The following is a 23401-nucleotide window of genomic DNA, read 5'->3' as shown; positions in this document are numbered from 1 at the left end:
CTGTGGCCGCGCGGCGGCTCGCATTGACCGTCCACCAGGCCAGGGACCGACTCCGGGAGATTCCGCTGAAACTGGAACTGCGCGGCATCACCAAGCGCTTCGGCGACCTGGTGGCCAACGACCACATCGACATCACCGTCGAGCCCGGCGAGGTGCACGCCCTGCTGGGCGAGAACGGCGCGGGCAAGTCGACGTTGATGAACCAGCTCTACGGCCTGCTCCAGCCGGACGAGGGCCAGATCGTCGTCAACGACGAGCCGCGGGTCTTCCGCAGCCCCCGGGACGCCATCGCGGCCGGCATCGGCATGGTCCACCAGCACTTCATGCTGGTGCCCGTCTTCACCGTCGCGGAGAACATCGCGCTCGGCCACGAGGAGGTCCGCGGCGGGCCGCTCGGCTGGCTGGACCGCAGCCGCTCGCGCCGCGACGTGCTCGAGACCTCGAAGCGTTACGGCCTGCCGGTCGACCCGGACGCGCTGGTGGAGGACCTGCCCGTCGGCGCGCAGCAGCGGGTGGAGATCGTCAAGGCGCTCACCCGCGACGTCGACCTGCTCATCCTGGACGAGCCGACCGCGGTGCTGACCCCGCAGGAGACCGAGGAACTGCTCACGGTGATGCGCTCGCTCACCGGGATGGGCAAGTCGATCGTCTTCATCACCCACAAGCTCAAGGAGGTCCGGTCGATCGCCGACCGGATCACCGTCATCCGCCGCGGTCAGGTGGTCGGCTCGGCCTCACCGCAGACCAGTGAGGACGAGCTGGCCGCCCTGATGGTCGGCCGTGCGGTCAGCCTCGAGGTCAGCAAGACGCCGGCCGAGCCGGGCCGGGACGTCCTGACCATCTCCGGTCTGGTCGTCGACGACGACCGCGCCAGCCGCGCGGTCGACGGCCTCGACCTGGTGGTGCGCGCCGGTGAGGTGCTCGGCATCGCCGGCGTCCAGGGCAACGGTCAGGAAGAGCTGGTCGAGGCCGTGATGGGGCTGCGCGAGGTGCGCGCCGGCACGGTCGAGCTGGACGGCGAGGACCTGTCCGGCCTGACCACCAAGCGGATCCTGCGGGCGGGCGTCGGCTACATCCCCGAGGACCGCAGCCACGACGGCGTGGTGAAGGAGTTCTCGGTCGCCGAGAACCTGGTCCTGGACATGTACGACCACGAGCCGTACGGCAACGCCTTCCGCGTCGACCCCGGCAAGGTCGCCGAGTCGGCCCGCGAACGGGTCGCCCAGTTCGACATCCGGTGCCAGTCGCCGGAGACCCCGGTCGGCACCCTGTCCGGCGGCAACCAGCAGAAGGTCGTGGTGGCCCGGGAGATGTCCCGCCCGCTGCGCCTGTTCATCGCGTCGCAGCCCACCAGAGGCGTGGACGTCGGCTCGATCGAGTTCATCCACAGCCGGATCATCCACGAGCGTGACCAGGGCACCGCGGTACTGCTGGTCTCCAGCGAGCTCGACGAGGTGGTCGGGCTCGCGGACCGGGTCGCGGTGATGTACCGCGGACGGATCCTGGCCATCGTCTCCCCGGACACCCCCCGTGAGGAGATCGGTCTGCTGATGGCCGGTATCACCGGCGGAGAAGAGGAATCGAAGTGAGCGCCGAGACCACCACCGGGGAGGCGCCGGCCCCGCCGCGCAAACCGGACGAGGACTCCTTCCTCGCTCACTTCGTCCGCAACCTGTGGTCGGCCAACACCGTCACGGTCACCCTGCTGTCGTTCGCGCTGGCCGTCGTGATCGGCGCCGTGCTCATCGTCGTCTCCGACTCGGCGGTGCTGGCCAAGTTCGCCTACTTCACCGCACGCCCGGCCGACGCGCTGACGGCGAGCTGGGACCTGATCGTCACGGCGTACTCGAACCTGCTCAAGGGCGCGCTCGGCGACCCGGCGGCGTACTCGGCGTGGTTCTCCGGCACCGGCACCTGGCAGGACGCGCTGGCCCCGCTCTCCGAGACGCTCACCTACGCGGCGCCGCTGGTCTTCACCGGCCTGTCGGTGGCGCTGGCGTTCCGCGGCGGTCTGTTCAACATCGGCGCCCAGGGCCAGGCGGTGCTCGGCTGCATCACGGCCGGCGTGGTCGGCTTCTCGTTCGGCCTGCCGCTCGTGGTCAACATGCTGGTCGCGCTGCTCGCCGGCGCGATCGGCGGCGCGATCTGGGGCTTCATCCCGGGCATCCTGAAGGCCCGCACCGGGGCCCACGAGGTGATCACCACGATCATGCTCAACTACACGGCCGGTCTCTTCCTGTCCTGGCTGGTGCTGCAGAACGGCATCCAGGACCCGGGCCGGACCGACGCGATCAGCAAGGCGGTCGCCGAGAGCGCGATGCTGCCCTCGTTCGGCGGTGTGCTCCGGGTGCACCTCGGCATCCTGTTCGCGCTGGCGGCCACGGCCGGTGTCGCCTGGCTGCTGAACCGCTCGGCGTTCGGCTTCGAGGTGCGGGCCGTGGGCGCCAACCCGCACGCCGCCCGGACCGCCGGCATCAGCCCGGCCCGGACGTACGCGTTGCTGATGGCCGTGGCCGGTGCCCTGGCCGGTCTCGGCGGCGCCACCCAGGTGCTCGGCACGGCGCACGCGCTCACTCCCGCGGTGGCCGGCAACATCGGCTTCGACGGGCTGCTGGTCGCGCTGCTGGGCCGCAACAAGCCGTGGAGCACGTTCTTCGCCGCGCTGCTGTTCGGCGCATTGCGGGCCGGCGGCAACCGGATGCAGTCCTTCTCCGGCATCTCCCTGGAGCTGGTCACCGTGCTGCAGGCCCTGATCGTCATCTTCATCGCCGCCCCTGCCCTGGTGAAGGCGATCTTCCGACTGCGTGCCACCCGCAACCTGCGTGCCGGCGTCACCCTGGCGAAGGGCTGAAAGACATGTCGACCACGACTGTGGAGGAGCCGGCCGCGGTCGCCGCTCCGGAGCCGTTCTGGACCCGGCAGCGCCGCCTCGGCCTGGGTCTGATCATCATCGGCCTGCTGGCCACCGTCCTCTTCGGTGCGCTCGCGCCCAGCGAGGCAGCCCGTTTCACCCTGAGCGAGGACGCCGAGGGCGCTGCACTGTCGATCAACGGCCAGTTCGGCGCCGTGCTCTTCGGCATCCTGACCGTGGCCGCCGGCGGTGTGCTTGTCGCCGGGCTGGCCCGGCGCCGGCAGAACGCTCTGCTCGCGCTCGGCATCCTCGCCTTCGTCCTGTCCTTCCTCTGCTGGCAGGTGGCGGGCAAGTTCCTGCCGCTGGTGGACACCACGAGCGGCACGTTCCAGCTGGCGCTCCCGCTGATCCTCGGCGCGCTCGCCGGTGTGCTCGGCGAGCGCTCCGGAGTGGTCAACGTGGCGATCGAGGGCCAGTTCCTGATGGGCGCGTTCGCCGGCGCGCTGATCGGCACCATGGCCGGCAGCGTCTGGGCCGGTCTGATCAGTGCCGCGGTGGGCGGCGTGATCATCGCCGCGATCCTGGCCGTGCTCTCCATCCGGTACCTCGTCGACCAGACCGTGGTCGGCATGGTGCTCAACCTCTTCGCGCTCGGCATCACCGGCTTCCTCTACGAGCGGCTGATGCAGCCCGACGCGCAGAGCTACAACACCCCGCCGCAGATGCCCACCTGGCGTATCCCCGGGCTGGCCGACATCCCGGTGGTCGGGCCGGTGCTGTTCGAGGCGAACCTGCTGCTCTGGGTCGCGCTGCTCCTGGTGGTGGCCATCCACTTCGGGCTCAGCCGGACCCGCTGGGGCCTGCGGACCCGGGCGGTCGGCGAGCACCCCACCGCGGCGGACACCGTCGGCGTCCGGGTCCGCGGCCTGCGGTACACCAACGTGCTGCTCGGCGGCGTGGTCGCCGGACTCGGCGGGGCGTACTTCACGCTGGTCGCGACCGGCAGCTTCACCAAGAACATGACGGCCGGCGCCGGATTCATCGCGCTCGCTGCGCTGATCTTCGGGCGGTACTCCCCGTTCGGGGCGCTCGGCGCGGCGCTCTTCTTCGGGTTCGCCCAGAAACTGGCGACCTATCTGAGCGCCGTCGGCAGCCCGGTGCCCAGCCAGTTCCTGAACATGCTGCCGTACCTCGCCACCATCGTCGCGGTGGCCGGCCTGGTGGGCCGGGTCCGTGCGCCGGCGGCGGACGGTCTTCCCTACGTCAAGAGCTGATCACCCCACGTCGTACGGCAGAATCGGAACCATGGAGATCGACTGGGCGGGGCTGCGCGCCACCGCCATCGACACGATGCGGCGCGCCTACGTCCCTGTTTCCGACTTCCCGGTCGGCGTGGCCGGGCTCGTCGACGACGGCCGGGTCGTGGTCGGCTGCAACGTCGAGAACGCTTCGCTGGGCATGACCCTGTGCGCCGAGTGCGGGCTGGTCAGCTCGCTGCACGCGACCGGCGGCGGGCGCCTGGTGGCGATCTCCTGCGTGGATGCCACCGGCGCGCCGCTGATGCCCTGCGGCCGGTGCCGCCAGCTGCTCTGGGAGCACGGCGGCCCGGAGCTTCTGGTCGAGGCGCTGCCGCGGCCGCTGCGGATGACCGAGTTGCTGCCGCACGCGTTCGGTTACGAGGACATGGAGCGGGTCACCGGCCCGGCCGGCGGCGCCGAGGTGCCCGCCGAGCTGGCCAAGTGGCGCGGCCGGGGCACGGTCTTCGTCCACCCGGACATGTCCGGCGGCGAGACGATCTGGACCGGCTACTGGGAACGTTCGTCGGGTGAGCCCGGCACCGCCGACGAGAAGGGCATCCTCGAGGAGGGCCCGAACTTCCCGGCCGCGGCCGCCGCCGTGGCCTGGGGACTGGTCCGCAGCCCCCGGGTCGTGGTGGTGGACGCCGAGGGGGGACTCTCCTGGGCCGGTGAGGGCGACCTGCCCGAGGGCATTCCGCAGCGCTGGGAGGCACAGTGAGTGGGTTCGCCGCGGTGGACGTGATCCGCGCCAAGCGGGACGGCCACACGCTCTCCGACGCGCAGATCGACTGGGTGGTCGACGCGTACACCCGGGGGATCGTCGCCGACGAGCAGATGTCCGCGCTGGCGATGGCGATCCTGCTCCGGGGCATGACGCCCGCCGAGATAGCCCGGTGGACCGCCGCGATGATCGCCAGTGGCGAGCGGCTGGACCTCTCCTCGGTGTCCCGGCCGACCGCCGACAAACACTCCACCGGCGGCGTCGGCGACAAGATCACCCTGCCGCTGACCCCGCTGGTCGCCGCGTGCGGGGTGGCCGTGCCCCAGCTCTCCGGGCGCGGGCTGGGCCACACCGGCGGCACCCTGGACAAGCTGGAGTCGATCCCCGGCTGGCGGGCCCGGTTGAGCAACGACGAGTTCAAGAGCCAGCTGCAGGACATCGGCGCGGTGATCTGCGCGGCCGGTGAGGGCCTGGCCCCGGCCGACCGCAAGCTCTACGCCCTGCGCGACGTCACCGGCACCGTCGAGGCCATCCCGCTGATCGCCAGCTCGATCATGAGCAAGAAGATCGCCGAGGGCACCGGCGCGCTCGTGCTGGACGTCAAGGTCGGCTCCGGCGCCTTCATGAAGGACCTGGAGCAGGCGCGCGAGCTGGCCCGGACCATGGTGCGGCTCGGCCAGGACTCCGGTGTCACGACGGTGGCCCTGCTCACCGACATGAGCACCCCGCTCGGCCTCGCGATCGGCAATGCCAACGAGGTCGCCGAGTCGGTCGAGGTGCTCGCCGGCGGCGGGCCGGCCGACGTGGTCGAACTGACCCTGGCACTGGCCCGCGAGATGCTGGCCGCCGCGGGCGTCGACGCCGACCCGGAGAAGGCGCTGGCCTCCGGCAAGGCGATGGACACCTGGCGGGCGATGATCCGCGCGCAGGGCGGCGACCCGGACGCGCCGTTGCCCACCGCGGCGCACACCGAGGTGCTGCGGGCGACCGAGGACGGCGTGGTCCAGTCGATCGACGCCTTCGGCGCGGGCATCGCGGCCTGGCGTCTCGGCGCCGGCCGGGCCCGCAAGGAGGACCCGGTCAGCTACGGCGCCGGCGTGCAGCTCAAGGTGCGTCCCGGCGACCGGGTCCGGGCCGGTGACGTGCTGCTGGAGCTGCGCGCCGACGACGAGTCACGGATCCCGGTGGCCCGCGACGAGGCCGCCGCCGCGGTCGTCGTCGGCACCGGGCCGACCTCCCCTGTCAGCCTTCTGCTGGACCGCATAGCCTGACCGACCATGACGAAGGCCGCTCCGGATCCCCGCGCGGTTCGCGAGGCCAGCCTCGACGAGCTCGCGCGGCTCGGGCTGCCCCTGCCGCCACTGGCGTTCCCGCTGGTCTGGGAGGCGGGCGACACCGTCGAGCTGCGCCCGGTCGCCGAGCTGGAGGCCCGCGCCACGGTCCTGCACGTGGTCGTGGCCCGCTGCTTCGGCATGCCCACCGAGGCGGCGATGAGCTGGCTGCTCGCCTCGCACCTGGTCGAGTTCGTCACCCCGCCGGAGTGGCAGTTCGTGATCGGCGCGAAAGGCGACCACCGCTCGTTCGTGCTGCACCACGACGCCGTCTTCGCCCTGGGCTGGCTGCTCGGCCTGAGCCGGCACCTGGATCCCACGGTGCCGCCCGACGAACGCCTGATGAACCAGATGCCGGACCTCCCGGCCGGTGAGTCGTTCGCCAGCTGGCGGTCCCGCTCGCTGGTGGCGACCCGCGACCCGATCGAGGCCGCCGTCCTGCTCGACCTCTACTACTGCCTGGACTGGGCCTATCAGGAGGCGGAGCGGCACGGTCGCCCGCTGCCCGGCGAGGTGGACAGCAACGCCATCGGCCAGCGCCGGTGGGCCCTGGAATGGGCGGTCGTCTTCCAGGGGCCCTACCACGAGAAGCCGCCGGAGTGGGAAGAGGTCGATCTCTCGGTGTGAGAGCGGGGTGCTTCCGGCACCCTCAGATCTCTTCTTCTTGTACGAGCCGGCGGGTCCCGCCGAACCACGGGGCTCTGCCCGGTCCGCGCGACCGGCTGCCCGGGTCACGCCTGTGCCGCGACCGCCGGGCGGAGCTGCCACTCAGGCTTCGTCGTTCACCCGTACCCGCGAAGATCGGGGTTGATGGACCGCCAGATCGACCGCGGCAGTCACCGTGAGTCCCGCTGTGGGCAGCGTCTCCGCCTGAACGTGCCGCGCGCTCGGCGTCATGCCGACCAACGTGCGCGCCTCGGTGGCCGTCAGCGTCAGCGTGCGCCGGAGCTCGGTCCCCGCCACCTGCGTGAACCGGTCGCCGAGGCTATCCGCGACCCGTTCCGCCTTCGCCGGGTCGACCCGGATCAGGTCGTGTGCGGTGACCAGCTCGTGCAGGTGGTCGGCGGCGGGGGTGACCACCAGCAGCAGCCCGCCGGGGCGCAGCACACGGTGGAACTCCGGGCCGTTGCGCGGGGCGAAGACGTTCAGGATCAGGTGGGCGGCGCCGTCGGCGATCGGCAGCGGACGCCACAGGTCGGTCAGCACGGCGGCGGCCCGGGGATGCGCGCGGGCGGCCCGGCGCAGGGCGGCCTTGGAGACGTCCAGACCGAGCCCGACGGCCGCCGGCGCGGAGTCCAGGACGTGGGCCAGGTAGTCGCCGGTCCCGGTGCCGGCGTCCACGACGAGCCCGCCGTCCTGCAGCCCGCCGTACCCCGGCCTGCCGTCATCGTCTGCGGGCTCGGCCAGGGTTCCGTGCTCGGCCAGCGCCTCCGCGATGAAGCCGTAATGGCCGGCGGCCAGGAACGCTTCGCGGTCGGCCACCATCTCGGCCGAGTCACCGGTGTGCGGCAGGCGCCCGGCACTCAGGTCCGCGTACCCCTGCCTCGCCATGTCGAAGCTGTGCCGCCGGGCACAGCGCAGGGCCCGGTCCACGCGGGTGAGCTGCTCCCGGCACACCGGGCACCGCAGATACGGAATTGCGCCGTCGATCATCGGGGGCTTCCCTCTAGGCTCTTCTGATGGCTGGCATCGCGCACCCGGACATCGTCAAGGCACCGAAGGCTCTTCTCCACGACCACCTGGACGGCGGTCTGCGGCCGGCCACCGTCGTGGAACTCGCCGCCGACGTCGATCACGAACTGCCCACCCGGGACCCGGAGCGGCTCGGCGAGTGGTTCGTCGCGGCGGCCGACTCCGGCTCGCTGGAACGGTACCTGGAGACCTTCGCGCACACCGTGGCGGTCATGCAGACCGAGGCCGGCCTGCACCGGGTGGCCAAGGAGTGCGCGCTGGACCTGGCCGCCGACGGCGTCGTCTACGCCGAGGTGCGTTATGCGCCCGAGCAGCACCTGGAGCGCGGCCTGACGCTGGACCAGGTGGTCGAGGCAGTGCACGCCGGGTTCCGCGAGGGCTGCACCGAGGCGGCCGCCGCCGGCACCCCGATCCGGATCGGCACGCTGCTCACCGCGATGCGGCACGCCGCGCGCTCCCAGGAGATCGCCGAGCTGGCCGTCAGGTTCCGCGACACGGGCGTGGTCGGCTTCGACATCGCCGGCGCGGAGGCCGGCTTCCCGCCCACCCGCCACCTCGACGCCTTCGAGTACCTGCAGCGGGAGAACTTCCACTTCACCATCCACGCCGGCGAGGCGTTCGGGCTGCCGTCGATCTGGCAGGCCATCCAGTGGTGCGGCGCCGACCGGCTCGGGCACGGCGTGCGCATCGTCGACGACATCGCCGCCGGGGCGGCCGGCCCGAGCGCGGCCACCGCGACCGGCGGCACCCAGTCCGCGCCGCCGGTGCTGGGCCGTCTCGCGGCCTACGTCCGGGACAAGCGGATCCCGCTCGAGCTCTGCCCGTCGTCCAATGTGCAGACCGGCGCCGCCCCGTCGATCGCCGAGCATCCGATCAAGTTGCTGCACGATCTCCGCTTCCGGGTCACGGTCAACACCGACAACCGCCTGATGAGCGGCACCTCGATGTCCCGGGAGATGACGCTGCTCTGCGAGGCGTTCGGCTGGGGCTGGATGGAGCTGCAGTGGCTCACGATCAACGCCATGAAGTCGGCGTTCATCCCGTACGACGAGCGATTGGTGCTCATCAACGAGGTCATCAAGCCGGCGTACGCCAAGTTGTTGGGTTAAGTCCCTTTTCTGGGATAAAGGCGAACGTACGTCAAAAGAAATCGACTGTCAGGCTTCCGGGCTCCACCGTTCGGTTAGACTGCCGCCTGCAGAGTCGGCAGAATCCGGCATCTCGCCTTGCCGATCGCCGGAACACGAGCCATCGTCGTATCCAACGCGATCGACTACGATCGGGACCCGGTCGGCCAGCATCCACCCCCCAAGCCGTGCCGACCGGGTGAGTGACCTTGAGAGATGTGCGCTTCTACAGGCAGTGATTATGGACCGGCGATGTCCAACTTCGATGTTGCAACATCGCGTCACACAACCGGTCCGTGTCCGGCTGCCCTTTCTCTTTGACACTTGTCGTGATGGAATCTCGGGGGCCCGACCCGGCGAGTCGGCCGTGCGCGGTGCCCGGCGAGCCGAATGCCGGGCCCGAATCAGGAGGACGGTGACGTGAGCAAGCGCCCCGACACGGCGAACGGCGTCATGTCGCGTCTGCGCCGACCCGCTGGTCGGCTGCGAGACCTACCAATCTGGTCGAAGCTTGGCTTGATCATGTTGGTCCCGACCGTGGCGACGATCATCGTTGGCGTCAACGGCCTCGTGGACCACATCGCGGAGGCCAGCAACGCGGAGCGCGCCCGGACCCTCTCGGTGCTGTCCCAGACGGCCGGTGGTCTCGTCGACCACCTCCAGGCCGAGCGGACCTACGGCATGATGATGGCGCTCTCCAAGGCCTCCGGGGACCAGGGTGCGTTCGACAACGCCGAGAAGCTCTACAACGACGAGCACGGTGACGTCGACGCGGCCAAGGCGCCGTATGTTCAGCAGAAGGGCTCCCTGGAGGACGTTCCGGAGAACGTCCGGATCCTGCTGCTGCGCCTCGACCGCAACCTGGTGGACCTGCCGTCGTTCCGGAGCAAGGTCGGCAAGACCGACGGCAAGGACCCCGGCGCCGACACCGTCGAGAGCACCTACACCGCTCTCATCGACGACCTGCTCCAGGTCCGCGACATCTCGGCCCAACTGGCGATCAACCCCGACCTGAGCGACCGGCTGCGTGTGGTGGCCGCGGTCGCCCGGTCCAAGGACTTCATCGCGCAACAGCGGTTCATCGGCCACGAGGTCATGGCCGAGAAGAACTTCGCCGCCGGTCTCAAGAACGCCTTCGTCCGGACCCAGGTCGGTTACTCGCTGGCGCAGGACACTCTGCAGGCGGTCGGCACCGACACCGAGAAGCAGACGTTCGCGAACACCGTGCAGGGCCCGAAAGAACGGGCCGCGACGAACCTCACCATCCCGCTCACGGCGCTGCAGCCGGGCAACACCGATCGCCTCGACTTCCTGACCACCAACGGGTGGGAAGAAGCGATGAGCGGTTACAACGACCTGTTCCGCACCGTCGAGACACAGTTCGACGAGCAGATCGTGGCCCAGGCCACCGACCTGCGCGACGAGACCAACCAGCAGGTCTTCCTGGAGACCAGCGTGCTGCTCGGCATGCTGCTGCTGGCCATCCTCTTCGCCTGGCTCGTCGCACGCTCGATGGCCCGCTCGCTGCGTGAGCTCCGCCAGGGCGCACTCGCGGTGGCACAGTTCGGCCTCCCGCACGCGGTGAGCCGGCTGCGTGACCCGGCGCTCTCCGCGTCGCTCACCCCGGCGCAGGTGGCCGACCAGATCGCCGAGCCACTCCCGGTCCGCAGCCGGGACGAGTTCGGGCAGGTGACCGAGGCGTTCAACGCGGTTCACCTCGAGGCGGTGCGGACCGCCGCCGAGCAGGCCGCACTCCGTGCCTCCGTCGCGACGATGTTCGTCAACCTGGCCCGCCGTTCGCAGATCCTGGTCGACCGGCTCATCGGTCACCTGGACCGGCTGGAGCGCGGCGAGGAGGACCCGGACCGGCTGGCCGAGCTCTTCCAGCTCGACCACCTGGCCACCCGAATGCGGCGTAACGACGAGAACCTCCTGGTCCTCGCCGGTGCCGACTCGACCCGTGTGCAGCGGGAGCCGGCCGCTCTGATCGACGTGCTGCGTGCCGCGCAGTCCGAGGTCGAGCACTACACCCGCATCGAGTTCGGCGTCATCGACCGGGACATCGAGGTCGCGGCGCACGCCGTCAACGACATGGTCCACCTGGTCGCCGAGCTCTTCGACAACGCGACCGCGTTCTCCCCGCCGAACTCGAACGTCCTCGTCGAGGCGCGCCGGGTCGGCGAGAACGCGCTGCTCACCGTCGAGGACCACGGCATCGGCATCAGCCGCGAGCAGCTGCGCGACCTCAACGAGCGGCTGGCCAACCCGCCCACGGTGGACGTCGCCGTCTCCCGGATGATGGGCCTCGTCGTGGTCGCCCGGCTGGCCAACAGGCACGGCGTCCGCGTCGAGCTGCGGCCGGCCGACCGTGAGCGCGGCACCGTCGCCGAGGTGGGCCTGCCCGTCTCGGTGCTGGCCGCCGCGGCCTCGGCCCGCATGCACGGTGTCTACGGCGACCCCAACGCGCCGTCCGCACCGTCCGCGATCCCGGCCTACAGCGAGCCGCTCGCCCTGGAAAGCGGTCAGGGTGGCTTTGGTGGCAACGGTGGTGGCGGCGGCCGGCCGTTCGAGCCGATGACCAACGGCAGCAACGGCTCCGTGCCGGCCTGGTCCGACCTGACCGGCGCCGCGCCTCCCGGATTCGGTGGCATGAACGGCGGCGGCCTCAACGGTGGTGGCCGCAACGGCGGTGGCGGCGGCCTCAACGGCGGCGGCAACGGTTCGTCCAACGGCTTCCACGGCCCGCGCAGCAACGAGCTCATCCCGCCGCTCCCGTCCGGACCGCAGGGCTTCTCCGGTCTCGACGACCTCGCCCAGCGGCGCGGCGGCGACCTGCCGCGGCCCGACGGCGAGAGCAACGGCTACGGTGCGACGATCCCGCGCCAGCTCCCGGCCAACCCGGAGAGCCAGAGCCGCAACTTCATGCCGCCGGTGTCGGCCCCGCCGGTTCCGCCGGTCTCGGCACCTCCGGTCTCCGCGCCTCCGGTCTCCGCACCGCCGGTTTCCGCGGCTCCGAACAACCCGGTCTCGGCGGCTCCGGCCTCGAGCCCGCCGATGGACCAGCGCACCCCCTTCGCCTCGGCGCCGCCGGCCTGGCCGCCGGTCGCCGCCGAGCGTGAGACGGGCGCGACCCCACACGTGCCGGAAAACCTGGCCGCGGCTCTTGACATGACCGCCGAGCTGCCGCGCTACCGGCCGGACAACTACGAGCCGCAGCCCAAGGTGGCTCCGCCCACCAACCCGCAGACGGCCCCCGTGCCGGCCCCGGCCCCGGCGGTGCCGTCCGGTGCCGAGGTGGCCGCCGCCCAGGAGGCGCAGGCCGCCGCCGCCGCACAGATCGCCGCGGCGCAGGCGTCGGCCCACCAGGAGGGTGCGGTCCCGTTCGCCGACGAGACGATGGAGCTGCCGATCTTCCGGGAGCTCGAGTCGGCCTGGTTCACCACCGCTCGCGACGAGCCGGCGGCGCGGACCACGGTCACCGGAGCGGGCGAGGAGTCGGTCGTCTCCCAGCGGATCCCGACCGGCGAGCCGGTCCGGACCGCGGGTGTGCCGCAGCAGGCCGCGTCTCCCGAGACGCGCGACCCGGCTCCGGTCGGGGCTCCGGCCGCGGCCGGTTCCTACAGCAACGGCAATGGCAACGGCAACGGTGCGTCGGGCTCCAACTCGTGGCGTACCGCGGCTGACGACGGCTGGCAGGCGGCCCGCAAGGCTGCCGAGGCGCCGGTCGAGGTCACCACCACGTCAGGCCTGCCGAAGCGCACACCAATGGCGCAACTCGTCCCCGGCGGTGTTGACCGGGGCGGTACCTCCGTCCAACGTCGTACCCCCGAAGGTGTCCGCGGTCTTCTCTCCGCGTACCACCGGGGTGTGCAGCGCGGTCGCACCAAGGAACAATCGACCAACCTGGAGGAGACTCCGGGAGGGCAGCAGCCCTCGCAGGCTGGCAAGGAGCATGAGGCATGACATCTACGCAGGATCTCGGTTGGCTTCTGGCCAACTTCGCCGACCGCGTTCCCGGGGTTGCGCACGCGATCGCGGTCTCCGCCGATGGCCTGCTCCTCGCGGCCTCGCGGGACCTTCCGCGGGACCGTGCCGATCAGTTGGCGGCCATCGCGTCCGGCCTGGTAAGCCTGACCCAGGGCGCCGCCCGATGCTTCGAGGGCGGTGCCGTCCTCCAGACGGTCGTCGAGATGGACAACGGATTCTTGTTCCTGATGTCCATCTCCGACGGATCATCCTTCGCGGTGCTCGCGGCTCGCAGCTGTGACGTCGGGCAGGTGGGCTACGAGATGGCGCTCCTGGTCGACCGTGTCGGTGAGGCCCTGACCCCCGCGCCGCGCTCCGCGGCCGGCGTGCTGGGCTGAAAAGACGGCGGGCCGGCACCAACCGGGGGTTTGCCTGCGGTTTCGCGCCGCGGGTACGCTCCAGCCGGCTACTGGCACTAACTTTGACAACCAATACACTTCGAGGGACCGAGGGAGGGGTTGACGGTGACGATGCCTGAACGCGATGAGCCGACTGGCGCGCTGGTCAGGCCGTATGCCGTGACCCGCGGTCGGACCCGGCCGAAACTTGAGATAGCGCTGGAAGCGCTGGTCGAGACAACCGTGCGCGGCCGTTCCGGAATGATCCGCGGCGGGCAGGGTGGAAGCGAGCATCAGTACATCGCGGCGATGTGCGACGGGGGGCGCGTTCAGTCCCTTGCCGAGATCGCCGCACGCATGCAACTGCCGCTCGGTGTGGCACGTGTGATCGTCGCTGACATGGCCACTGATGGTCTGGTTGCGGTGTACGAGCCCACCTCGCTCGAAGACGAGACCGACGCGGTAGGCACGGAACTGCTGGAAAGGGTGCTGAGTGGACTTCGCAGGCTCTGACATGTCGCACCGTCCCGCCGCTGGCGGACGCGTGACATCGGCGAAGATTGTCATCGCCGGTGGCTTCGGCGTCGGTAAGACGACGCTCGTGGGTTCGGTCTCGGAGATCACCCCGCTGACCACTGAGGCGATCATGACCTCGGCCGGTGTGGGTGTCGATGACAATCGGCAGGTGCCGGGCAAGATGACCACCACTGTGGCCATGGACTTCGGCCGGATCAGCATCGATCGCGACCTGATCCTCTATCTGTTCGGAACCCCGGGCCAGACACGATTCTGGTTCATGTGGGACGAGTTGGTGCGCGGCGCCATCGGGGCAGTCGTCATGGTGGACACGCGTCGGCTCGCCGACTGCTTCGCCGCGATCGACTTCTTCGAGCACCGGCGCCTGCCGTACCTCGTGGCGATAAACTGCTTCGACGGCATGCAGTACCACAACGCGCAGGACGTGCGGGACGCCTTGGCGATCTCGAGCGACGTGCCCGTCGTGAGCTGCGACGCCCGCAACCGTGAGTCGACGAAGAACGTCCTCATCTCGCTGGTTGAGTACGTGTTGACGATGCGTCGCACGCGCGCGGTAGCGCCCGCCTGACGAACAGGTGAAGCCCCGCTCCGCAGGCCGGAGCGGGGCTTTCGCGCGTCCAGGTTCGACTACTCTGCGTCAGTTGATCGCTTCGCTGGGGCGTTCCGGGGCGTAGGGCCGGCTCAGCAGACCGGACAGCTCGGCGAGCTCGTCGACGGCCAGGTCCGGCAGGTAAGGGTCCGGATCGTCGCGGAGGTCGTGCGCCCCCGGATGACCGGCGTTGGTGACCAGCACCGGTCGCATACCGGCTGCCCGGGCGCCGGCATGCTCCCGGCTTCCGCCGTCCCCGACGAACCAGCATTCCCCGGGTGCCACGCCCAGCCGGGCCGCCACGGTCGCGTAGAGCCGCGGATCAGGCTTACGGCGCCCTTCCCGTCACGAGAAGACCGGCACGTCGATCCGGGCGGCGTACGGCGTCTCCGCCCACGCCTCGCACAGCTCACTCGAACAGTCGCTGAGAAGCCCCAGAAGGTATCCGTCGCTCCGGAGCCGCCCGAGGGTTGCCAGGGCGCCGTCCCGGGGTACACGGACCCGCTCAGCCCCCGCGTGGTGGCTCCGCACAGCGGCGGCGAGCCGCGTCTCGTCCGGATCGGCCCCGCACCGGCGGGCGATCTCCCGGAGCGTTGCAGCGGTGTCGCCGAGCGCCCCCACCACCCGCTGCGGAAAACTGCCCGCCATCGCCGCGCCGAACCGGTCGGCCGGCACACCGAGCACCTCTGCCGTGGCGGCGAACGCCCGCGCCCGCAGCACCTCGGCGGACGGGTCGGTGAGCGTACCGAAGAAGTCGAGGACGATGGCCCGCATGCCGCAGGCGTCAGGCACGCGCAAGGGCCGCGACCCCTCGGGTCGCGGCCCTTGCCACATCACTGCGCCGCTTTCGGCCGGCTGATCGCTCAGCGCCCGCCGTACGTGGCGTTGTTGTTCCGGTATTCGTCCGACGGCTGACCGTCCCGGGTGAAGTCCCAGCCGCCTGCGGCTTCCCGTCCCGGCCGGCCGCCCATCGCGAACCCGCCGATCTCCTGCCCGCGCCGCCAGCCCCGGAAATACCCCGTGGTGTGGGCGGCGATCGACGCGGCGTCCCGCACGATCCGCAGCGGGCGCTCGTCGCGCAGCGGCGATCCGGGCACCAGGTTGGCCTGGGGGACCCGCTTCGGCAGGCCGGCCGAGGTCTCGGCGGCCACGGCCGGGGTGGCCGCCTTCTCCGCCGCGCGCCAGCCGCTGTCGTTGGGGTTGGCCCAGTCGGGGCGCTCCGGCTCCTTGGGGCCGGTGAACCAGGCGGACCGGGCCGCGGCGAAGATCAGCAGGTCGCCGTCGTTGCCGTCGACCGGGACCGGCGGGGTGGTGCTGCGGTCGAGTGCGGTGAGCTTGTTCGCGTTGGCGCGGCTGTCGCCGTCGATCACACGCAGCGGCGGCGGGCCACCGATCGGCTCCAGACCGGAGTCCCGTCCCTCGATCAGCCGCAGCGAGGGCGGCTCCTTCGGCATGTCCTGCCAAGGGGGCTTGACCCGACCGGTTGCGGGCGGGGAACTGACCGAGGCGGCGGGCGCCGCGGCGTCGTCGCCGCTGTTGAGCAGCGGCCAGTTGGCCCGCGAGCCGGGCTCGGGGGTCTCCTGCGCCGGCCGCTGGGTGGGCATCGGCAGGCTGTAGTCGGTCGCGCCGGTGCTCGTGCCGGTGGCCGTGGACGGCTGCCGGGTGGTCGGGCGGGGCGGGATGACCGTGCGCTGACGCTCGGCCCGCGCCCGGGTGATCTCGGCGTTGGTGATGGTGGGCCGGAACGGCTCACCGGCGTCGGCCGGAGTGCTGTTCCGCCCGCCCGGAGGCACCGAGCCGGGCGCACCGGGCGTCCGCGAGAGCGGCGGCACGGATCCAGGGGAAGCGGGCGTGCGGGATATCGGCGGCACCGATCCCGGCGAGAGCGGCGTCCGGGTGACCGGCGGCACCGATCCCGGCGAGAGCGGCGTCCGGGTGGACGGGACCGGGCGGGTCCCCGGGGTGATCGGGGTCATGCCGGGCGGAGGCGGCGGCACCGAGACCGGGCGGTTGCCCGGACCGGCGCGGCCGGGCAGGCCGTTGGCCGCGGCCGGTGCCACCGGGGGCGGGCCGATCGGGTCCGGAGCGGTCGGCGGTGCGGTCATCGGCCGTGGGGTGGCCGGGCCGGCGCCGGTGGTGGCCGGTTCGGGGCGACTGCGGCGGCCGAAGCGCGAGCTGTCGTTGTTGGGCAGCACCGGGACGGGCGCCGCTGCGGGCTCGGCGGACCGGCGGGCTGCAGAGCGACGGCCCACGTTCGGCGTGCTGGACTGCGGGGTGGCCCGCGCGCTGAGGGTGCCGACCAGGGCGGTGCAGGCGGCGTCGCACGAGCGGACGGCAGCGATGGACTGCCGGACCGCCTCGGCGGCGGCCGGGGCCAGCGACTTGTTGACGCCACCGCGCCGCGGCGACTCGCTGATCGCGACCTGCAGCGCGGTGACCGCGGCGATGACCTCGTCCTCGGTGCCCGCGCCGGCGCGGGTGAGCTCCGCCGCGACGTCGTGGGCGGTGTCCGCCGGGTCGCCCCGGCCGGTGAGCCGGCCCGGCTCGGGCAGCGCGTCGAGGACGGCCAGCGCGAGGTGGTGTGCGGGGTCCGGGTACGCCCGGAGGGCGGCCGGGTAGAGCTCGCGCAACACCTCACGCAGCGCGGAGGCGGCCGCGTCCCGGCCGTTCAGCATCGCCACGTGCGCGGCGAGGACGGGCTTGTAGCTGACCAGGTCCCGGGGAGTGGGCAGGGTCACCGCGGCGATCGCGCCGGCCTGGAGCGCACGGGCCAGGCCCACCGCACGCCGGGCGGCGGCGGGCGCCTGCATCTCCTCGGGGGAGTCGTCGTCGGCGAAGCGCTCGGCGAAGTCGTCCGCGTCGTCGTCGTCGACCACCACCAGCGGCCGGCCGGCCGCGGTCAGCAGCGAGGTGACCACGTGGTCGTCGCTGTCGGCGGCGATCGCCGCGTCGGTGAAGCCGGTCGTCCGTTCCACGAGCAGCGTGCCCAGCTGGGCGTAGCCGCCCGGGTCGTCGCTGACCTCGTGAAGGCCGAGCAGCCGGCCTGCGTCGTCCACCACGGCGATGGTCAGTGGCGCGGCCGAGGCCGATCGCACCGCGTCATCAGCCGACGCCAGACCGCAGTAAACGCGCACGAGCGCCACGGCGTCGTCCTCCTCCCCGGGACTGCTGCTTCTCTGTGGCCAAGGACTGATGTTCCCTGGTAATCGGTCAGTCACGCCAGTCCACAGCAGCAGAGATCTTGCCGATGACGGAGCGCCAGCCCAAACTCGCCTGTTGCGCGCCGATTTTCTTCAATCGCCGACGGCCGAAGAAACCGCCCATTCCGCCACTTTCCGCGGCGCGGAGCGAGTTGTCGAGGTCGTCGAGCGGTGAGCCGGGCGACAGCGCCAGGATCACCGGCTTGAGGCGGAGCGCATAACCCAGGTCTCGGGCCACTTCACCAGCGGCGATGAGCAGCGGTAGGTCCCACGTGTCGTGACCGCCACGCAGGTTCTCCACCACGAGGTCGAGCTCGTAGCGATCTTCCGGCAGCGGGTCGATGTCGCTCGACTCTACCCGCTCCACGACGGTGTCCCAGGTGTCCAATTGTGCGAGATCGTGCGGTGCACCCGAACGAAGGAAGGAGACCAGCGGTTCGGCGCTCTTGAAAGCAAGCAGACGGCCCTTGTGGCTGAGGAACATGGGCACTTCCTCATCGCCCTCCTTGGCAGCCACCTCCTCCGGCTCGTCCTTGAAGTCAGCCGGATCGGGCTCGTCGGCATCACCCTTCTCGGAGTTCTCGGCGAGCAACGCCTCGTACTCCTCGTCGACGATGACGCCTTCTTCGTCGTCCTCGTCCACGGCGAGGGCGCGCTTGCGGTTCTCGAACGGGTCGTCCTCATCGACCTCGATCTCGGTCGGCGTCAGCTCGGACGCCTTCCGGTACGCCCGCAGGGTCAGGCCGACGCCGCCAGGCAGAGCGATCTCCACCGGCTGGATGCGGACGCTCTCCCACAGCTCCCGACCGGCACCCCCGTCGGTCGAGGACTTCTCGGCCACGGGCGCGGACGCCTCGGGCTCGTCGGACTGGCTGGTCACGGTAAGACCTCCGGGTGTTCTGGGGGTGGCGGGACGGGTGACTCTGGGCACACACCCTAGTCGGCAACGCTGTGTGACAGCCGCCCCGTCCCCGGTGTCGCCGCCAACTCAGTGGCCCTTCGGGTGCCAGACGGTCTTGGTCTCCAGGAGAGCGGTCATCGGGCGCAGCCCCGGGTCACCGGTGAAGCCGGTGCCACCGGCCGGTGGGCGGACCACCCGCTTCAGCGTGCCCGCGGCGGCCCGTTCCAGCTCGGCGGCCAGGCCCGCGTCGGCCACCCCGGTCAGGTCGACGGCGTTCACATCGGCGTGGGCGGCCAGCCAGGGTGCGGTCTCCGGGTACCCGCCGGTGAGGATGTTGACCACGCCGCCGGGCACGTCCGAGGTGGCCAGCACCTCGGCCAGGGTGATCGCGACCTGGGGGCCGGCGGCCATGACCACCACGGTGTTGCCGGTCACCACGGCCGGGGCGATGACGCTGACCAGGCCGAGCAGCGAGTCCGGGGCGACCACCGCGACCACGCCGGTGGGCTCCGGCGCGGAGATGTTGAAGAACGGCCCGGCGACCGGGTTGGCGCCGCCGGCCACCTGGGCGATCTTGTCGGACCAGCCCGCGTACCAGACCCAGCGGTCCACCGCGGCGTCCACCTCGGCCGCCGGCACGCCCAGTGCCACGAACTCGGCGCGCCGGGCCTCCAGCATCTCGGCGATCCGGTACAGCACCTGACCGCGGTTGTAGGCGGTCGCGCCGGCCCATTTCGGCTGGGCGCCGCGGGCCGCGACCACCGCGTCCCGGGCGTCCTTGCGGGAGGCGAGGGCCACGTTGTCGCCGTTCACCACGAAGGTCCGTCCTGACTCGCTGCGCGGGAACTTGCCGCCGATGTAGAGCTTGTACGTCTTGCGAACGGAAAGTCTAGGCAAGGTAAGCCTCCAGGCCGTGCCGGCCACCCTCCCGGCCGTAACCGGACTCCTTGTAACCGCCGAACGGCGACGCCGGGTCGAATTTGTTGAAGGTGTTGGCCCACACCACGCCGGCCCGGAGCTTGTCGGCGACCGACAGGATCCGCGAGCCCTTCTCCGTCCAGATGCCGGCGGACAGGCCGTACGGCGTGTTGTTGGCCTTCTCGATCGCTTCGGCCGGGGTCCGGAAGGTCAGCACCGACAGCACCGGCCCGAAGATCTCCTCGCGGGCGATCCGGTGGGCCTGGGTCACGCCCGTGAAGATCGTCGGCGCGAACCAGAAGCCCCGGTCCGGCAACTCGCACGCCGGCGACCAGCGCTCGGCGCCCTCACTGGCACCTATTTCCGACAATTCGGTAATACGCGCCAATTGCGCAGCGGAGTTGATCGCACCGACGTCGGTGTTCTTGTCCAGCGGGTCGCCGACGCGCAGCGTGGCCATCCGGCGCTTCAGCGAGAAGAGCAGCTCCTCGGCGATCGACTCCTGCACCAGCAGCCGCGAACCGGCGCAGCAGACATGCCCCTGGTTGAAGAAGATGCCGTTCACGATGCCCTCGACCGCCTGGTCGATCGGCGCGTCGTCGAAGACGATGTTCGCCGCCTTGCCGCCCAGCTCCAGGGTCAGCCGCTTGCCGGTGCCGGCCACCGTGCGGGCGATCTGCCGGCCCACCTCGGTCGACCCGGTGAAGGCCACCTTGTTCACGTCCGGGTGCTGCACCAGGTGGGCCCCGGTGTCGCCGGCGCCGGTGATGATGTTCACCACGCCCGCCGGCAGCCCCGCCTGCCGGCAGACGTCGGCGAAGAACAACGCGGACAGCGGCGTGGTCTCGGCCGGCTTGAGCACCACGGTGTTGCCGGTGGCCAGTGCGGGAGCGATCTTCCAGGCCAGCATCAGCAGCGGGAAGTTCCACGGCACGACCTGGCCGGCCACGCCCAGCGGCTTCGGGTCGGCGCCGAACCCCGCGTACGCCAGCTTGTCGGCCCAGCCCGCGTAGTAGAAGAAGTGTGCGGCGACCAGCGGCAGGTCGACGTCCCGCGACTCCTTGATCGGCTTGCCGTTGTCGAGCGACTCCAGCACCGCCAGCTCGCGCGAGCGCTCCTGGATGATCCGGGCGATCCGGAACAGGTATTTCGCGCGTTCCGAGCCGGGCAGCGCCGACCAGGGGCCGAACGCCCGGCGGGCCGCCGCCACGGCCCGGTCCACGTCCTCCGGCTCGGCCATGGCGACCTCGGCGAGGACCTCCTCGGTGGCCGGGTTGACGGTCTTGAAGGCGCCGCCGTCCTTGGCCGGCTCGAACTCGCCGTCGATGAACAGTCCGTAGGAGGAGGCGATCTCCACCACGGAGCGGGATTCCGGTGCCGGTGCGTACTCGAACATCTGCATGTGGGGTTCCCTTGCAGTGCGGCGAAGCCGCCTAGAAGGCTCAGTCCAGGGTGAAGTAGTCCGGACCGGCGTAGTGGCCGGTGGTGAGCTTGGTCCGCTGCATGAGCAGGTCGTTGAGCAGCGACGAGGCGCCGAACCGGAACCAGTCCGGGTCGAGCCAGTCGTCGCCGACCGTCTCATTGATCATCACGAGGTACTTGATGGCGTCCTTGGTGGTCTTGATCCCGCCGGCCGGCTTCACGCCCACCTGCCGCCCGTGCCGCTCCCGGAAGTCCCGGACGGCCTCGAGCATGACCAGGGTCACCGGCAGGGTCGCGTTCACCGAGACCTTGCCGGTGGACGTCTTGATGAAGTCGGCGCCGGCCAGCATCGCCAGCCAGGACGCGCGCCGCACGTTGTCGTAGGTGGCCAGCTCCCCGGTCTCCAGGATCACCTTGAGGTGGGCCCCGCCGCAGGCTTCCTTGATCGCGACGATCTCGTCGAACACCGCGCGGTAGTCCCCGGCCAGGAACCGGCCCCGGCTGATCACCATGTCGATCTCGTCGGCCCCGGCCTCGACGGCGGCGCGGGTGTCGGCCAGCTTCACGGCGAGCGGCGCCTGTCCGGACGGGAACGCGGTCGCGACGCTGGCCAGGTGCACGCCCGAGCCGGCCAGCGCGGCCGCGGCCACCTCGACCATGGCCGGATAGACGCAGATCGCGCCGACCGGCGGGCACGTCGGGTCGGCCGGGTCCGGCCGCCTCCCCTTGGCGCAGAGCGCGCGCACCTTGCCCGGGGTGTCGGCGCCCTCCAGGGTGGTCAGGTCGACCATCCGGATCGCGAGGTCGATGGCTTTGGCCTTGGAGCTCGTCTTGACCGACCGGGTGCCCAGCGCAGCGGCCCGCGCCTCGACGCCGACCTTGTCGACTCCGGGCAATCCGTGCAGGAAGGAGCGGAGATCGGACAGCTCGGTGGCTGCTGTCACAGTCATGAAGGCGATTCTACGCGGGGGGTTGCCAGTTGATCTTGATTGACCGGTAGGTTGGGCGGCGTGGACGTCCTTGTCGTAGATCACCCGCTGGCCCAGACCCGGCTCACCGCGATGCGCCGCGCCGACACCGACTCGGGCGTCTTCCGTGCCTCGCTGCACGAGCTGACCACCATGGTCGTCTACGAGGCGGCCCGGCTCTTCGCCATCGAGAAGTACGCGATCGAGACCCCGGTCGCCCCCACCGAGGGCACCCGGCTGGCCAACCCGCCGCTGATCGTGCCGGTCCTGCGCGCCGGTCTCGGCATGGCCGACGCCGCGCTCGGCCTGCTCCCCGAGTCCTCGATGGGCTTCGTCGGCCTGGCCCGCGACGAGAAGACGCTCGAGCCCCGGGCATACATGGAGTCCCTGCCCGGCGACCTCACCGGCCGCCCGGTCCTGGTCCTCGACCCGATGCTCGCCACCGGCGGCTCGCTGCTGCACTGCTGCAAGCTGCTCGCCGACCGCGGCTGCACCGACATCATCATCTGCTGCGTCCTGGCCGCCCCCGAGGGCATCGACCGCCTCGGTGACTCCGGCCTGCCGCTGCGCCTGGTCACCGCCTCCATCGACCAGGGGCTCAACGACAAGGCCTACATCGTGCCCGGCCTCGGCGACGCGGGCGACCGCCAGTTCGGCGGGATGCGCCGCTTCTGACCCACCGGCTCCCGCCACGCTGCGCGATCACCAGCACCCGTCGCCTCTCCAGGCCGCGGGTGCTTCCTCTTTCCGGCCCTGCGGTCGTACGCCCACAACTCCCCAACCGCAGCCACCCCGCCCGGGGCCACACCGCGACCCCCTGCAACTCCAGGCCGCAGCGCGCCCTCCGGCCGACGCGACCCGCAGCGTGTGAACTACGGGTGCGCTCCGCACCCGTAGTTCACACGCACCCGCACTGTGGTGTGTGAACTTCGGGTGCGCTCCGCACCGCAAGTCCCCACGCAGCCGGTCAGGTCGTGGTGTAGGACCAGCTCTGCGCCTTGCCGGCGGCGAACGGCATCACGCCGTGGAAGACCGACGGCTCGTCGGCGAAGACCAGCGGCAGGAAGTGCCGGTCGGACTCCCACATCGGCACCTCCCCGGCCAGCACCGCGGAGATCTCCATCCAGTGCAGGCTGCCCTCGTCGTTGGCGGTGTGCGGGGTGCCGGTCCAGGCGGTCACCCGGAACAGGAAGCCGAGCCAGTTCTCGCCGCCGCGGCCGAAGCCGGGCCAGGAGATGGTGCCGGCGAGGTCGACGCCGGTGCAGTGGATGCCGGCTTCCTCATGGATCTCGCGGCGCAGCCCGGTGACCACGTCCTCACCGGGCTCCACCTTGCCGCCGAGGCCGTTGTAATAGCCGAAGTGGATGTCGTCCGGGCGCGCGTCCCGGCGGATCATCAGGATGCTGCGACGATCGGGGGAGAAGACGTAGCCCAGCGTGGCGACGATGGCCTGCACCGGGACGACCCTAGTGCATCGTGCGG

Annotated in this window: 20 protein-coding genes and 1 pseudogene; 12 read left to right on the top strand and 9 right to left on the bottom strand. The window is 71.3% G+C overall.

Features of this window, described 5'->3' with window-relative positions; translation table 11 throughout:
- Nucleotides 1-2: 2 nt before the first annotated feature.
- From AC0NH5_RS04670 to AC0NH5_RS04645, 6 genes are read left to right on the top strand one after another with little or no spacing between them, the layout of a single operon-like run.
- A complete protein-coding gene (locus AC0NH5_RS04670; protein WP_474400273.1) occupies nt 3-1589 on the top strand; it encodes an ABC transporter ATP-binding protein in 1587 nt (528 codons plus the stop codon).
- The gene (locus AC0NH5_RS04665) at nt 1586-2851 is read left to right on the top strand and encodes an ABC transporter permease (protein WP_474400272.1); all 1266 of its coding nucleotides are present in this window, start codon (nt 1586-1588) and stop codon (nt 2849-2851) included. The genes AC0NH5_RS04670 and AC0NH5_RS04665 overlap by 4 nt, the downstream gene beginning before the upstream one ends.
- Nucleotides 2852-2856: 5 nt before the next feature.
- Nucleotides 2857-4125: an ABC transporter permease gene (locus AC0NH5_RS04660; RefSeq protein ID WP_474400271.1), complete on the top strand. Its 1269-nt coding sequence runs from the start codon at nt 2857-2859 to the stop codon at nt 4123-4125.
- Between the two features lie 31 nt (nt 4126-4156).
- Nucleotides 4157-4867 (top strand): cytidine deaminase, encoded by a 711-nt coding sequence (locus AC0NH5_RS04655; RefSeq protein ID WP_474400269.1) that lies wholly within the window; start codon nt 4157-4159, stop codon nt 4865-4867.
- A complete protein-coding gene (locus AC0NH5_RS04650) occupies nt 4864-6141 on the top strand; it encodes a thymidine phosphorylase (protein WP_474400267.1) in 1278 nt (425 codons plus the stop codon). The genes AC0NH5_RS04655 and AC0NH5_RS04650 overlap by 4 nt, the downstream gene beginning before the upstream one ends.
- 6 nt (nt 6142-6147) lie before the next feature.
- A complete protein-coding gene (locus tag AC0NH5_RS04645; RefSeq protein WP_474400265.1) occupies nt 6148-6828 on the top strand; it encodes a DUF4272 domain-containing protein in 681 nt (226 codons plus the stop codon).
- 141 nt (nt 6829-6969) lie between these two features.
- On the opposite strand, the gene AC0NH5_RS04640 is transcribed toward AC0NH5_RS04645, so the two are convergent.
- On the bottom strand, nt 6970-7854 hold the full coding sequence (locus AC0NH5_RS04640) for a putative RNA methyltransferase (RefSeq protein WP_474400263.1): 885 nt from the start codon (nt 7852-7854) through the stop codon (nt 6970-6972).
- Between the two features lie 26 nt (nt 7855-7880).
- Between AC0NH5_RS04640 and AC0NH5_RS04635 the strand changes: the two genes are divergently transcribed.
- The 5 genes from AC0NH5_RS04635 (at nt 7881) to AC0NH5_RS04615 (ending at nt 14489) form a co-directional block, all read left to right on the top strand.
- Nucleotides 7881-9002, top strand: a complete 1122-nt coding sequence (locus AC0NH5_RS04635) for an adenosine deaminase (protein WP_474400262.1) — start codon at nt 7881-7883, stop codon at nt 9000-9002.
- Nucleotides 9003-9440: 438 nt separating this feature from the next.
- Entirely contained in the window at nt 9441-12983 is a 3543-nt protein-coding gene (locus AC0NH5_RS04630; RefSeq protein ID WP_474400260.1) for a sensor histidine kinase, read from the top strand.
- Complete coding sequence (locus AC0NH5_RS04625) at nt 12980-13384, top strand: roadblock/LC7 domain-containing protein (protein WP_014447580.1); 405 nt, start codon at nt 12980-12982, stop codon at nt 13382-13384. Before AC0NH5_RS04630 ends, AC0NH5_RS04625 begins: the two co-directional genes overlap by 4 nt.
- Before the next feature lie 132 nt (nt 13385-13516).
- A complete protein-coding gene (locus AC0NH5_RS04620) occupies nt 13517-13897 on the top strand; it encodes a DUF742 domain-containing protein (protein WP_474400369.1) in 381 nt (126 codons plus the stop codon).
- 1 nt (nt 13898) lies between these two features.
- Complete coding sequence (locus AC0NH5_RS04615; RefSeq protein WP_203725129.1) at nt 13899-14489, top strand: GTP-binding protein; 591 nt, start codon at nt 13899-13901, stop codon at nt 14487-14489.
- 69 nt (nt 14490-14558) lie between these two features.
- Here the strand turns inward: AC0NH5_RS04615 and AC0NH5_RS04610 are convergent.
- From AC0NH5_RS04610 to deoC, 7 genes and pseudogenes are all read right to left on the bottom strand, one after another.
- Nucleotides 14559-14840: pseudogene (locus AC0NH5_RS04610) on the bottom strand (HAD family hydrolase); the annotation flags it as partial.
- A gap of 15 nt (nt 14841-14855) precedes the next feature.
- A complete protein-coding gene (locus AC0NH5_RS04605; RefSeq protein ID WP_474400258.1) occupies nt 14856-15308 on the bottom strand; it encodes an HAD family hydrolase in 453 nt (150 codons plus the stop codon).
- A gap of 65 nt (nt 15309-15373) precedes the next feature.
- The gene (locus AC0NH5_RS04600) at nt 15374-17653 is read right to left on the bottom strand and encodes a serine/threonine-protein kinase (protein ID WP_474400257.1); all 2280 of its coding nucleotides are present in this window, start codon (nt 17651-17653) and stop codon (nt 15374-15376) included.
- Between the two features lie 67 nt (nt 17654-17720).
- Entirely contained in the window at nt 17721-18590 is an 870-nt protein-coding gene (locus tag AC0NH5_RS04595) for a DNA primase (RefSeq protein ID WP_474400256.1), read from the bottom strand.
- A 108-nt stretch (nt 18591-18698) separates the two neighbouring features.
- Complete coding sequence (locus tag AC0NH5_RS04590) at nt 18699-19508, bottom strand: aldehyde dehydrogenase family protein (protein ID WP_474400255.1); 810 nt, start codon at nt 19506-19508, stop codon at nt 18699-18701.
- Entirely contained in the window at nt 19501-20925 is a 1425-nt protein-coding gene (locus tag AC0NH5_RS04585) for an aldehyde dehydrogenase family protein (RefSeq protein WP_474400367.1), read from the bottom strand. The genes AC0NH5_RS04590 and AC0NH5_RS04585 overlap by 8 nt, the downstream gene beginning before the upstream one ends.
- 46 nt (nt 20926-20971) lie before the next feature.
- Nucleotides 20972-21901 (bottom strand): deoxyribose-phosphate aldolase, encoded by a 930-nt coding sequence (gene deoC, locus AC0NH5_RS04580; RefSeq protein WP_474400254.1) that lies wholly within the window; start codon nt 21899-21901, stop codon nt 20972-20974.
- Nucleotides 21902-21961: 60 nt separating this feature from the next.
- Between deoC and upp the strand changes: the two genes are divergently transcribed.
- Nucleotides 21962-22594: a uracil phosphoribosyltransferase gene (gene upp, locus AC0NH5_RS04575; protein WP_474400253.1), complete on the top strand. Its 633-nt coding sequence runs from the start codon at nt 21962-21964 to the stop codon at nt 22592-22594.
- A gap of 292 nt (nt 22595-22886) precedes the next feature.
- Here upp and AC0NH5_RS04570 read toward each other — a convergent pair whose 3' ends face one another.
- The gene (locus tag AC0NH5_RS04570; RefSeq protein WP_474400251.1) at nt 22887-23375 is read right to left on the bottom strand and encodes an NUDIX hydrolase; all 489 of its coding nucleotides are present in this window, start codon (nt 23373-23375) and stop codon (nt 22887-22889) included.
- Nucleotides 23376-23401 lie beyond the last annotated feature (26 nt).

The organism is Actinoplanes sp. 13, from assembly GCF_056134165.1.
This window is presented reverse-complemented; position numbering and strand designations above follow the sequence as displayed.

Coding starts and splice junctions, on each gene's coding strand:
- AC0NH5_RS04655 (WP_474400269.1), top strand. CDS start 4,157: ATGGAGATCGACTGGGCGGGGCTGCGCGCCACCGCCATCGACACGATG.
- AC0NH5_RS04625 (WP_014447580.1), top strand. CDS start 12,980: ATGACATCTACGCAGGATCTCGGTTGGCTTCTGGCCAACTTCGCCGAC.
- AC0NH5_RS04635 (WP_474400262.1), top strand. CDS start 7,881: ATGGCTGGCATCGCGCACCCGGACATCGTCAAGGCACCGAAGGCTCTT.
- deoC (WP_474400254.1), bottom strand. CDS start 21,901: ATGACTGTGACAGCAGCCACCGAGCTGTCCGATCTCCGCTCCTTCCTG.
- AC0NH5_RS04585 (WP_474400367.1), bottom strand. CDS start 20,925: ATGTTCGAGTACGCACCGGCACCGGAATCCCGCTCCGTGGTGGAGATC.
- AC0NH5_RS04645 (WP_474400265.1), top strand. CDS start 6,148: ATGACGAAGGCCGCTCCGGATCCCCGCGCGGTTCGCGAGGCCAGCCTC.
- AC0NH5_RS04660 (WP_474400271.1), top strand. CDS start 2,857: ATGTCGACCACGACTGTGGAGGAGCCGGCCGCGGTCGCCGCTCCGGAG.
- AC0NH5_RS04620 (WP_474400369.1), top strand. CDS start 13,517: ATGCCTGAACGCGATGAGCCGACTGGCGCGCTGGTCAGGCCGTATGCC.
- AC0NH5_RS04615 (WP_203725129.1), top strand. CDS start 13,899: ATGTCGCACCGTCCCGCCGCTGGCGGACGCGTGACATCGGCGAAGATT.
- AC0NH5_RS04640 (WP_474400263.1), bottom strand. CDS start 7,854: ATGATCGACGGCGCAATTCCGTATCTGCGGTGCCCGGTGTGCCGGGAG.